Source organism: Pseudomonas sp. S2_E02, assembly GCF_054668355.1.
Window position 1 is genome coordinate 1,658,880 of sequence record NZ_CP162761.1, and the last position, 12,657, is coordinate 1,671,536.

6 protein-coding genes are annotated in these 12,657 nt (G+C 59.9%); 3 read left to right on the forward strand and 3 right to left on the reverse strand.

What is annotated here, in order from left to right; all coding sequences use genetic code 11:
• Positions 1–23 precede the first annotated feature (23 nt).
• Positions 24–7,244 (reverse strand): dermonecrotic toxin domain-containing protein, encoded by a 7,221-nt coding sequence (locus tag AB4O01_RS07470; protein WP_460091182.1) that lies wholly within the window; start codon positions 7,242–7,244, stop codon positions 24–26.
• A gap of 168 nt (positions 7,245–7,412) precedes the next feature.
• Between AB4O01_RS07470 and AB4O01_RS07475 the strand changes: the two genes are divergently transcribed.
• Entirely contained in the window at positions 7,413–7,631 is a 219-nt protein-coding gene (locus tag AB4O01_RS07475) for a DUF2970 domain-containing protein (protein ID WP_016983294.1), read from the forward strand.
• A gap of 5 nt (positions 7,632–7,636) precedes the next feature.
• Here AB4O01_RS07475 and AB4O01_RS07480 read toward each other — a convergent pair whose 3' ends face one another.
• Positions 7,637–8,710 carry an ABC transporter substrate-binding protein gene (locus AB4O01_RS07480; RefSeq protein ID WP_257355329.1) on the reverse strand — a complete coding sequence of 358 codons (1,074 nt, stop codon included), beginning with the start codon at positions 8,708–8,710 and terminating at the stop codon, positions 7,637–7,639.
• A gap of 525 nt (positions 8,711–9,235) precedes the next feature.
• Here AB4O01_RS07480 and AB4O01_RS07485 point away from each other — a divergent pair.
• Together AB4O01_RS07485 and AB4O01_RS07490 are read left to right on the forward strand one after the other, a co-directional pair.
• Positions 9,236–10,894, forward strand: coding sequence for a nitrite/sulfite reductase (locus AB4O01_RS07485; RefSeq protein WP_194933086.1), 1,659 nt, complete (start codon positions 9,236–9,238; stop codon positions 10,892–10,894).
• Positions 10,878–11,372, forward strand: a complete 495-nt coding sequence (locus AB4O01_RS07490; RefSeq protein WP_093430863.1) for a DUF934 domain-containing protein — start codon at positions 10,878–10,880, stop codon at positions 11,370–11,372. Before AB4O01_RS07485 ends, AB4O01_RS07490 begins: the two co-directional genes overlap by 17 nt.
• Positions 11,373–11,434: 62 nt before the next feature.
• On the opposite strand, the gene sohB is transcribed toward AB4O01_RS07490, so the two are convergent.
• Positions 11,435–12,466: a protease SohB gene (gene sohB, locus AB4O01_RS07495; protein WP_093430860.1), complete on the reverse strand. Its 1,032-nt coding sequence runs from the start codon at positions 12,464–12,466 to the stop codon at positions 11,435–11,437.
• Between the last annotated feature and the right edge of the window lie 191 nt (positions 12,467–12,657).

Consider the following 12,657-nt stretch of genomic DNA (forward strand, 5'->3'; position numbering starts at 1 on the left):
CAGTCCCAGGTCCGTTCAGGCATTCATTGGCGTCTTGAGGGCCCCGGTTGCGGTGATGATGGCGCGGGTGGTGCATCGATAACCACCGTCGCCAGCTTTTGCAATTCCGTTCGGGACAGTTCCTTCAGCCTGTCGGCGCGTGCCAGCGCCAACTCGATCTCCAGCAGGTTCATGGCCTCTAGATAGCGCTCGCGCGACGCTTCATCGCCGTGTTTGTCCGGATGGGCGTCCTCGACCTCTTCCAGGCGTTGTGTGGCGTTGCGTTCCAGTTCGTCGAAAACGTCAGGGTAAATATCTTTCAGGTAACGGCTCCAGTAGTCACGCGAAATCAGATCGTCCAGAAACAGGCTGGACGCCTCATCCGCCAATACCGCAGCCCGAGCATTGATCAAGCGCTGCCCGCTGATCGGCGTGTCGTATAGCGAGTGTTCTGGCTGACCCGGCAACTCCAGCCCGTCCGGCCAGCCGCGAGTCATGCCAAGCCGGTAACGCAGGCGGATTTGCGCCCGGTCTTGATGGCGTCCGGCGACTTCTGCCAGCCTGTCGACCCGTTCCAGTCGAAACAGCCGCCGAGTCAGATCGAGCAAGGCTCGCCCGCGAAGGTCCGGACGGTCGTGCGGAATATCGCGCAGTGCGGTGTATTCATAAGCGCGAACCTCCAGCTCGCTGAACGTCAGGATTCGGCCATCCGGACACGCACCGTGCGTCTCGGCGTTGTGGAACATCAATTCGCGCAGTTCGCTGTTCTCACCGGCAGCCTCCATGACACGCCACAACCGATGGGTCAGTTCGGCGCGCGCAATCCGGAAGTCCTGGGCATAACGCAACAGGTAGATCAGCTGAAAAAAGCGCTCGTGATTCGGCTCTTCCGCCAACCGCGTCCAAAGGGTTGTTCGCGTGGTGGCCAATGCCGGCGGAGCACCTGCGAGCCAGGGATTCAATGCTTCAGGCGATATAGCCAGAGCCGGATTAGAGACGGGTTCGACGGGCGCCACCACGGCATATATGTCTACGCCGACAGCCCCCTCAGCAGAACCGTTGCTGTCACTGCCCGACTCTGAAAAACCGCTTTCGTCGATGCCGAATATGTGCGCGTCAATCATGCCGTCAATGTCCTCACGCGCAATGCCCAGTATCTCTGGAGCGTGGTTGACGCGGCTTTGGAATCTGAGTCGCTGTAACGCGTGAAGTGACAGTTCAGTGTTCTCCGACAAGTCCGTGCCCGCGATCAGTTGCGCGTGACTACCGTCGAAGAGTTCATCGGGAATCTCGGTAATGTCGTTGCCACTGAGGTTCAACGTCCGCAGGTTTGGCGCCTCGAGTACTCCACCGGGCCAATCAATCAGCTGGTTGAAGCGCAGATCAAGCGTTTCGACAGCACCTGATCCAGGCGGGTTGAAAACCTGAAGTTCGTTATAACTGAGGTCGAGCCAGCGCAACCGGATACTACCGAGCAACGGATAGACGCTGGTGGCGCTGGACAGGTCGCAATATTGCATTTCCAGACGTTCCAGCTGACTCATGTGCAGCAGTGGCTCTGGAACAGCCGTCAGCTCATTGCCACTCAGTCTCAATGTCCTGAGATTGGCAAAGGCTCCCAGAAAACCGGATGCGCCGGCGGAGGTCATACCCACACCACTCAGATCCAGCGTGGTGACGCTCGCAAGCGGCACCGTCAGGCTTGGCAAGTCGCCAGTCTGCAAGCCCTCAAGGCCAAGTGTCAGCCCTTCTGCACCGGGGCTATGTCCGAGTCCCGCACGCCAGGCTTCGCGGATACGTACCGCCGCGCGGGAACGGCTTTGCGCAGACACTCGGCGCTCGCCTGTGGGTACACCCCGCGTAAACAGCCAGCCATTCAACTGCCGGGTCAGCCCTTCGCAAGCCTGATGCCATTGAGCGATCTGCACATCTATTTGCCCACTGCTCAATCCTGTTTCACGCAGGTTCTGCAATACCTGCACGGCGCGCTCCTGCGTCATGCCCGGATGCAGGCGCTGCAGATCCGTCAGTCTCCCGGCTTCGCCCGGGGATGCGATACGCTGTTCGGGAAGCTTCAATAACAAGCTCGTCAACGACCAGCCCGACTGGCTCGGCAAAATGTTGTCCGGGACGGGCTCCTCGGCAAAACGTGTGAGTGTGCCTTCGGGTAACACGAAGCTGTGTTCGATGCGCTGCAACGCGGCGTTCAGGGCAACCGCACCGGCAGGACTGAAAGCATTGCCGCTCAGATTGACTTTCATCAGCGCGTGCGGATCGGCCAAGGCTTGTGGCGGGAGCGCTGCGATCGCGTTGTCACGCAAGTCGAGCCAGTACAACCGCTCGAGACGCTCGGCACCGGCAGGCCAGGCTTGCAACCGCGTTGCTCTGAGGTTCAGCGCCTGAAGGTGGCTGAAGGCGCTTACATCCAGTTGGCCCAGCGGGTTTGCTTGCAGGTTCAGGCTGCCGAGTCGTTGCAAGCCATTGAATTGTGCCTGCACCGCCGGGGTGATCACGATGCTGTTGGCCGATACATCGAGTTGTCTCAACGCTGGCAGATCAGCGGCAGCGAACGGCAACTCGGTGAAGTTGTTCCCCGCCATGACCAGCGTTTCGGTCGCACTGAACCCCCGGATAAAGGCACGCGCCTGTTCGACGGGAACGTCCAGTTGCCCCAGACGCAGCGTGCGGACATGGGCAAAGCTGCCGGCCGGCAATGCTGGCAATTCGATGATCTGCTCCATGCCTGCCTGTTCAATCAGCCCCACTCTCGATACAGGCAATTCGAACGTGGCAATGTCGCCGGGCACGCCATAACGTTGGCGGATGGCGGCATTCCAGCTTTGCTTGAGGGCGCGTAAAGTCCCCGCGTTGCGCCCCGTTGCCCATTGCCAGCGAAGCCCTGCAGAGCGCATCGCCTGCGGATGCGCCGGCATATGAAATTGGGCAAAGATTGCGTCGTGTTCAGCCCTGAGTCGGGTAATCGCCGTCATTCTCGCCTCGGGCGTTGTCCATGCGGCATCGAAGCTTGCCGGTAAGGGATCGAGCAGATCGGGCAAGGTCGCCATGAAGTCCAGCTCCGCCCGGCAATACTGGCTGACCATCTGATTCAGATCGACCAGATGGCCGAGCTCACCGGAGTAGTTGCGGACATATTCGTAAGCACGCATGAACTGCGCCGGAGCCAGCGCCGCCCAGTCCAGCGACAGTCCGGCCCAGAGCCGCTCTTGTCCGCTATACAGCGATTCGGGCAGCGTGCGTATTGCGCTGTGCGTCAGATCCAGACGTTCCAGTTGCGCGAGCCGCTCGACGTACGCCGGCCATTGCCATAACGCATGGGGCGCGTCGATGCGCAAGGAGCGCAAGTGCCGCAAAGGGCTCAGATCCAGCGCATGCAGGCTTCTGGCGTCGAAGCCGGCATAGTCGAGATGCAGCGTTTCCAGCGACGTAAGCGTACCCAGCGTTGCCGGAAAGTCCGCTGCCAGTGCTGGCGCATGGGTGGAAAAGCGCAGACTGACAAGCCGGGGCAACCGGGCGACCGCCGACGGCACTGAAGTGAGCGGCCGGGTTCTGGACGATAGATATTCCAGACCACGCTCAAGGTTGCCTATCGACAGATGGGTCACCTCGGGGAATTGCGCCAGAAAGGCATCCGCATTGGCGTCCGTCAAGCCGCTGCCAGCCACCGACAGCTCACGTATGTGTGCAAAAGAAGTGTTCAGCTCTGGCAACGGCGCATCACACACCAGCGACAAACGTGCCGCGTCCGGAACCTGCGCGGCGAGCGGCGCATTGCGCCATGCGTCGCGCACGGCCTGGGCAAACCGCGCCCTGCCCTGTGCAGCCTCGCTGCCGGACGGACCGGCCTGCCACTGGTCAAGCGCAGCGTTGAGCCCTTCCCACTCACGTTGGCGCATCTGCAACACCGAGAAGATTTGCTGGTCGGTCCGGCCACGTTGCTGCTGGAGAAATGCCTCCGCCTGTTGCGGGCCCGGATAGAGCTCCATCACCCGCACCCAAAGCGAGGGAAGCAGGCCGGAGCCACGCCCGCTCGCGTAATAGCCCTTCAGCGTGGCGCCGATTCGGCTCGGTGCTTTGAACCGCTTGGCCTGTGGCGCCAGTAATTGCGCAACGCCCTCACGGTGCTTGAACGCAGACTCGATAACCTTGCGCTGCAACGCATGACTTCGGCTGCCATCGCTCAATCCCATCGCGGCGGCATTGTCATCGGGCAGCACGCGCATGATCGCGCGGTAAAAGCTGTCAGCCGGTCTGGGCGTGCTGTTGAGCGGTTGCCCTCGATCGTCGAAGGCCTGGTAAAACAGCCCGTCTTTGATTAGATACTTTCGGTTGGCCGCGGTGTTTTCACCGAGGCTGTCGAGCAATGCGCCAGTCGGACTGCCCGCGCGAATTTCCAGACGTAACGACTGCGGCCAGCCCGGTAACTTTGACATCGCATGTAAGGCGAGGCGGCGGCTATCCGCCGACGCGAGGTTTTCGCTGTGCAAACCGGCAAATGCACGCGTCTGGCGGCCGCGACCGGCATGCCAGCGCGCTTCTTCAAGCATGTTCAGCGGTGCCCGCCTGGTTGTGTCCAGACGCACCCGTTCCGCCGGTGTGGCGTGATCGAGCACATCCTGCGCGGCGGCCTCGCTCAGACCAGGCGTTTCGCGCCGCAGGATACGCAGGCGAACACTGTCCGGCTCACTGCTGCGGTACAGGCTGTCAACAATCGAAGCCTGGCGCGTATAAACATGCTCCGTCAGCTGCTGGCCGAACGCCTCGGGCCGCGCTACACGAAATTGCGCGGTTTCCCTGCCAAGCAAATAGTTGATCTCATTCTCTTCCAGTGCCGCAAGAATCCGTTCGGGCATTTGCCCATTCAGCACCTGTGTGCGCGTGAGCTGGATCGCTGGCTTGATGCTGACTCCGGGCACGGCTTTTTCGCTGCCATAGCGAATCGACGGCCCTGACAGCTCGGGGCCGGCGAAGACCTCCAATACCCGATCGTAGGGCCAGCGCGGCATTTGCGTGACCAGCGGCAAAGCCAGCAAATAACGGTCATCAATCGGTGTCGCGCCGCGCAATTGCTCGATCATTTGCACGGCTTGTGCATCAGCTTTGAACAAGCGCAGGGCGTCGCGCAACTCGGGCGGCGCGGACGCGTGATCCAGGTGCATCTTGCGTAAGCTGTTTTCGCTGACGCCGCTGACATCGGCCAGCGTCAGCAACATTTCATCAGAGAGCCCATCGGTCACATGCCCCATGCGCCGCAACAGCGTCAGGCGATTCCAGCTCATCGGTTGTTCCAGCGTATGGCGCCAGGCACCCTGGCCATTGTGTTGCAGCACTGGCTGGTAAGCGTTGGGCTCAGCGGGATGTTTGATCCGCCACTGCGCTGTGCTCGGATCGACAATCAGCTCGTAGACCTTTTCGCCCTGACGCAGGTAAGTCTTGCCGTCGAGTTGATACCGGCCCGACTGATCCGGCCCGGTCGCGTCACTCAAGCTGATGTCTTGCTGGTAGCTGCTGAGGTCGGGGTTCCACAGGCGTGTTTCGCCGTTGGGCAAGGTCACCGGGTGCAAGTCCTCGATCACCGGCTCCGGCTTGACCGCACCGAGCTTGCGGAGACCTGCCCCGGCGGCGCTCATTACACCGAGGAGTGCGAGGTTTTCCGCGACATCGATCAAATGCGCCTTGGCTGCGTGCTTGTCGCCCTCACTCCATTCGAGCGCGCCCTCGAAGGTTTCGTACAGCAGTTGCCCCGCCATGATCGCCAGCATGACCTCGCCGAGTACCGGCACGAACATGGACACCAGGTTGAGCACCAGCAGCCCGACTTGCAGCAGGGCCGCAAGTTTTGCATCGCGCACCTTGGCGTCGATGTCACTCGACGGCACCGCATGACTACGGGCATCGGCCAGCACTTTTTCGCAATGCTGCTTATAGAGCCTGGCCCAGAGGTCGCTGTTTTCAGCCCATGGATCGCGCTCATTGTGCGCCATGATCGAGACGGCAATATAAGGATCAGGCTCTGGTTCCATTGGCGGGTACTCAGGTGGCAACTCCTTGAAATCGACAAAAGCCGACAACATACCGAATGCCGCCGGAACTCTGCGCCAGGGCGACGAAATGATATTCGGCGGCGAATCGGCTGACTCGCGCACGAACTGACTGAAATAGTAAGGGCGCTGGTCATAATCCAGGAACTGGCTGATGAATTGCTGGTACGGCGTCGGCCCGGCACTCTGCTCCGCTTGTGTATCCCGGGCGGTCAATCGGCGCTTGAACGTCTCCTCCATTTGCGTCCCGGTGTAGCGCTTCAGCGGATGCTCGGGATCATTGGGCACGTAGACAATGACTGCTTCAGGGGCGCGACGCCTCTGGCCAATAGCAAAAGCGACGCAGCCGGTCAGTCTGTGCCGCATCAGACTCAAATCATGAAACCAGACCTGCCTGCCGCTCACCTCAGGATGTTTTTCACCGTCGATGACCGAGACGATCATCGCGTGTTCCTCAGGCCGAATATCCTTGGTCAGCAACGCTTGCTCGGCCGCCGCCCGCATGGCGGCTTTCTGGCTGGCAATGAACTGCGTGCGCAATGTCTTTGCCAGGTCTGGGTCGGCAGTGTGGAAAAACGCCTTGAGATACGCCTGGTACTTCGCGCCAAGATCCAGATGACGGCACAAACGCAGAAACTCCATGACGGTCAGGTTGACCGTTACGGGCGCAAAAGTACCGGCCGTGGTGGTTTCTTCCTCAAAACCCGAACTGTCGTGAAAGGCACCGGGCAGGCATTCGCGGATTTCGAAATTGTGCAGTGCAGCCTGAAGCATCGTCAGGTTCAAGACTTCGAACGAGCCGATTTCCACACTGAAAATACCCACGGTCAAAGAACGCCGGAGGCTGAGGAACGTCTTGTCGACATCGACAGTGACCTTGCAGCGTTCTTGCAGCGCTTGCGTCAGTAGCGGGCGGGCAAACGCGTCGATGTCCTTGAGCGGAGACATTGTTTTGTCCAGTGCAGACTGGGCCAGGACACTGTTCCTGAAACTGCTGTCCAGCGCCTGGCGTTGCTGCGACGACGCTTGTCTGTACCAGGCCGGTATCACTGGCCTGGCCTGTCTGATCTCATCCTTCCTTTGCGCAGCAGCGTCGACCAGCCATTGCGGAACCGCGCCTTCGAGATACTCAGCGTGGAGACTGCCCGTGACCACAGGTTTGGCTGGTTTGTCGTTGACCTGCTGGGGGCTGGAATCGGGGGACATACATCGCTCCTGTAAATGGAGCGTCAGCAGACCATCCCGGGCGAACGCCTCTGCGGTACATAGTTATCGCGCCATGACGCAGTTGTAACGATATGTCTGGGCGGCCACCTCAGGCGCATGCGCGTATGTTGACTATGCTTGTAAGGCACGACTTTCGAAGAGGGATTTATGGACGATCCAGTCGACAACAAACCGCCGACCTTCTGGCAGATGCTGCACAGCGTGATGGCGGCGGCGTTCGGGGTGCAGAGCGGCAAGAACCGGGCAAGGGACTTCACCCATGGCAAACCCAGCCATTTCGTGATGCTGGGCATTCTGTTCACGGCGGTGTTTGCGCTGACGCTGTTTGCCATCGTCAAACTGGTGCTGCATTTCGCCGGGGTCTGACGCGGTCAGCGCATCAGGGTCTGCAAGGTGAAGGGGTAGCGATACGACGCCGGTTGCCCCTTGGCCGAGAGCTTGCGGAAATTCACGCCGTAGTCAGGCGACGTGCCCATGGCCAGCATTTGCCGGGCGTGCGCTTTGTCGATCAATTGCAACAAGGGAATCTGCCGGTCACGGCCGCCGTAGTGATTCAAATCGACGCCCTGCTCAACATCATGCAACTCGACCAACGCCCAGCCGCCCAGGGTGAAATGCCCGCCGACCAGCGCGCTCAAACGCCCATCAACCAACGCCTGCAAGGCCGCCGGTGAGGTATTGACCGCACTGAACAAGGCATCTTTGCCGGGGACTTTGCCGGTCTCGGCGTAAGCGCGCATCGCGCCGAAGGCCATTTCATCATTGGCCGACCACACCAGCGACACCTTCGGGTAGCGGGCAAACAGCTGTTTGGCCTGCTCATAGGCGCGCTCTTGGGTCCAGCCGCTGTAGACCAATTGGCGCAGACGCATCTGTGGGTGTTCGGCCAGCGCTCGCTGCATGCCGCGCTCGCGCAATTGCGCCGAGGGGGTGACCTTCAACCCGGAGAACGCCAACACTTCAATCGGCTCAGCAGCGGGCGTCGACGGGTGCAGGCGGATCAGTTCCTTCATCATCAGGTAACCACCCTCCTCGTCGTTCGGCACCAGGCTGCCGATGCGGTCGTTCCGCTCACCGACCAGCGCTTGCTGGTCAGGTGTCAGCGCCGCGTTGACCATAAACAGCTTCACGCCGCTGTTCTCGGCCAGACGCAGAATTTGCGGGGCGACGTATTGTTCGTTGACGAACACCAGGTACTCGGGACGATTCGGCCCCTGCAACGCGATGCGCGCCTGAGCCAGGGTCAGTTCGGGCTGACGTTGGGAATAGAGAATCTGCAGATCGATGCCCAGATCATGGGCGGCCGCCTGCATGAACTGCGAATAGCTGACCCAGAATGCTTCCTGCGTCGAGCCCGGATTCAAAAACAGCACAGACTCTGCCCGCGCGCTGGTCTGAAACAGCGCGCCGAACAACAGAAGACTGATGTGGACAAACTTGAACATGAAGCATCCAGGCCCAAGGAAAAATGGCCGCGCATTATAGCCCTCGTTCCACCGGCTATTGATGCCTGATCCCGTTTTTTGTCCGACAATCTGTCGGAAGCGGGCCCGGATGGGTCGTTTACTGATGACTGACCCAGAATACCGCTGTCCCTACTACGAGAATGATCAGGAACAAAATGGCCCACGCATCGACACTGCTGTCGCTTTTTCTTGCCTTGGTCGGATTGCTCATTGCATCGCCTCTTGTCGGTTTTATCGGTGATTGCAGAAAGACTCGACCACAGTTAAGACGATGATTGTCCGCACGACAAATGTGGGTTAGTTGACAGCCATTCTCGTTAGGCGATTTGGTTCTTTACATATACTCAAACATCACTTTTGCGCATAACTGCAAACGGGTATATTGCCCCGGCTCCGTTAGGGAGTGCGCGGCCGTGCGCGCAGAATTGCAGAGGCACAATCGGACTCCAGCAAGCGAAAACGCAGTGCTACTCCGAATGGCCCAAGCCTGAGAACAGGACTTATATGTACGTATACGACGAGTACGATCAGCGGATCATCGAGGACCGCGTCAAGCAGTTCCGTGATCAGACCCGACGCTATCTGGCAGGTGAGCTGAGCGAAGAAGAATTCCGCCCCCTGCGCCTGCAAAATGGCCTGTACATCCAGCGCTTCGCGCCGATGTTGCGTGTGGCGGTGCCTTACGGCCAGCTGACTTCGCGTCAGGTGCGCATGATGGCCAAGATTGCCCGCGACTACGACAAGGGCTACGCCCACATCAGTACGCGGCAGAACGTGCAGTTCAACTGGCCCGCGGTGGAAGACATCCCGGACATTCTGGCTGAACTGGCCACCGTGCAGATGCATGCGATCCAGACCAGCGGCAACTGCCTGCGCAACGTCACCACCGACCAGTTCGCCGGTGTCGCTGCGGACGAAGTGATTGATCCGCGCCCATGGTGCGAGATCGTCCGTCAGTGGACCACGTTCCACCCCGAATTCGCCTACCTGCCGCGTAAGTTCAAGATCGCCGTCAACGGTTCGACCGCTGACCGTGCGGCCATTGAAGTTCACGACATCGGCCTTGAGCCGGTGCACAACGCCGCTGGCGAACTGGGCTTCCGCGTGCTGGTCGGTGGTGGCCTCGGTCGTACTCCGGTGGTTGGTGCGTTCATCAACGAGTTCCTGCCGTGGCAGGATCTGTTGAGCTACCTCGACGCCATCCTGCGCGTGTACAACCGCTACGGCCGTCGCGACAACAAATACAAGGCGCGGATCAAGATCCTCGTCAAAGCCCTCACGCCGGAAGTGTTCGCGCAGAAAGTCGATGCGGAAATGGAACACCTGCGCGGTGGCCAGACCACACTGACCGAGGCTGAACTGCATCGCGTCGCCAAGCACTTCGTCGACCCGGACTACAAGGCGCTGGACAACCAGACCGCGCAACTGGCCGAGCTGGACAAAGAGCATCCAGGCTTCGCTCGCTGGCGCACCCGCAACACCCTGGCGCACAAAAAGCCGGGCTACGTGGCCGTGACCCTGTCGCTGAAACCGACCGGCGTTGCCCCGGGCGACATCACCGACAAGCAGCTCGACGCCGTCGCCGATCTGGCCGACCGCTACAGCTTTGGTCAACTGCGCACCTCGCACGAGCAGAACATCATTCTTGCCGACGTCGAGCAAAGCCAGTTGTTTGCTCTGTGGGGTGAGCTGCGTGAAGGCGGTTTCGCCACGCCGAACATCGGCTTGCTGACCGACATCATCTGCTGCCCTGGCGGTGATTTCTGCTCGCTGGCCAACGCCAAGTCGATCCCGATTGCCGAGTCTATCCAGCGTCGCTTCGACGACCTCGACTACCTGTTCGACATCGGTGAGCTGGACCTGAACATCTCCGGCTGCATGAACGCTTGTGGTCACCACCACGTCGGCCACATCGGCATCCTCGGGGTGGACAAGAAAGGCGAAGAGTTCTATCAGGTCTCCCTCGGCGGCAGCGCCAGCCGTGATGCGAGCCTGGGCAAGATCCTCGGCCCGTCCTTCGCCCAGGAAGCCATGCCGGACGTGATCTCGAAGCTGATCGACGTGTACGTTGAACAACGTACTGAAGACGAGCGCTTCATTGACACCTACCAGCGTATTGGCATCGACCTCTTCAAGGAACGCGTCTATGCAGCGAATCATTAAGAACAACGCGGTCGTCGACGAAACCTGGCACTTGCTGCCCAAGGATTTCAACATCGACGAGATCAGCAACTGCGACGACCTGATCGTGCCGCTGCAACTGTGGCGTGAACACAGTCGCATGCTCAAGGCTCGCGACGGTGGTCTGGGTGTGTGGCTGGACGCCGACGAAGAAGCCGAGGAAATCGGTGAAGACGTCGCCGAGTTCCAGGTGATTGCCCTGAACTTCCCGGCGTTCACTGACGGCCGCAACTACTCCAACGCCCGTCTGCTGCGCGACCGTTACGGTTTCAAAGGTGAACTGCGGGCGATTGGCGACGTGCTGCGCGATCAGCTGTTCTACATGCACCGCTGTGGTTTCGACGCCTTTGCCGTGCGTGCGGACAAAGACCCGTACGAAGCTTTGGAAGGTCTCAAGGACTTTTCGGTGACCTATCAGGCCGCCACCGACGAACCGCTGCCGCTGTTCCGTCGCCGCTGAAGGTTTGCTGCGGACAAAAAAACGCCGGTCATGTGACCGGCGTTTTTTTATGCCTGCTCGAATTACCAGAAGCGCTGCTGGGTCAGACGACTCCACCAGCTCAGCAGTACGCGGTCGACCGAGCCGCTGGCGGCCATGCCGATACGCTCCTGCAGGCTTTTGCGCTCGGCGTAGTGCAGGTGGTAGACCTCAGCCTTTTTCGCCCGGTCGGCCAGGTATTCATCACTGGTCTTTAGTTCATCGACCAATTGTTTATCCAGCGCCGCGACGCCGAGCCAGACTTCACCGGTGGCCACATCGTCAATCGCCAGTTGCGGGCGATAGCGGGCCACGAAGTTCTTGAACAGTTGATGGGTGATGTCCAGGTCTTCCTGAAACTTCTCCCGGCCCTTCTCGGTGTTTTCGCCAAACACGGTCAGGGTGCGCTTGTATTCACCGGCGGTGAGGACTTCAAAGTCGATGTCGTGTTTCTTCAGCAAGCGGTTGACGTTGGGCAGCTGTGCAACCACGCCGATCGAGCCGAGAATCGCGAACGGCGCGCTGATGATCTTCTCGCCGATGCACGCCATCATGTAGCCGCCGCTGGCCGCGACCTTGTCGATGCACACGGTCAACGGTACGCCGGCCTCGCGGATACGCGCCAGTTGCGATGATGCCAGACCATAGCTGTGAACCATGCCGCCGCCGCTTTCCAGACGCAGGACCACTTCGTCCTTTGGCGTGGCGAGCGTCAGCAACGCAGTGATTTCGTGGCGCAGGCTTTCGGTGGCGGAAGCTTTGATGTCGCCGTCGAAATCGAGGACGAATACGCGGGATTTGGCGTCAGGTTGTTTCTTCTGCTTTTTCGCGCTTTTTTCGGACTTGGCTTCGCCTTTGCGCAAAGCCTTGAGCTGATCCTTGTCGAGCAACGTCTGCTCCAGGCGCTCACGCAGGCCCTTGTAGAAATCATTGAGTTTGCTGACCTGCAACTGACCGGCCGATTTGCGCCGGCCCTTGCTGCGCAATGCGGCAAAACTGGCAAGCACCACCAGAATGGCGACTACCAGGGTGACGGTCTTGGCCAGGAAGCTGGCGTATTCGGTGAAAAACTCCACAAAGACTCCTTAAACGATGCGCGGATGTGAGACACACGCGGGATGGCTCCAGCATACCCATGCGTCGGCTTGTCGGCCAGCCGTGAAACCTCTGGCAACACCCCTGTAACGGGCATTTCAAACAAGCGTATGTTTTTTCATTGACAGCTACCCGTCATCCTCATAACCTCGCCACAACCTTCAACGTACCG

Bases quoted from the DNA above. Each gene is read 5' to 3' on its own strand.
- AB4O01_RS07470 (WP_460091182.1), bottom strand. From the start codon at position 7,244: ATGTCCCCCGATTCCAGCCCCCAGCAGGTCAACGACAAACCAGCCAAA.
- AB4O01_RS07475 (WP_016983294.1), top strand. From the start codon at position 7,413: ATGGACGATCCAGTCGACAACAAACCGCCGACCTTCTGGCAGATGCTG.
- AB4O01_RS07480 (WP_257355329.1), bottom strand. From the start codon at position 8,710: ATGTTCAAGTTTGTCCACATCAGTCTTCTGTTGTTCGGCGCGCTGTTT.
- AB4O01_RS07485 (WP_194933086.1), top strand. From the start codon at position 9,236: ATGTACGTATACGACGAGTACGATCAGCGGATCATCGAGGACCGCGTC.
- AB4O01_RS07490 (WP_093430863.1), top strand. From the start codon at position 10,878: ATGCAGCGAATCATTAAGAACAACGCGGTCGTCGACGAAACCTGGCAC.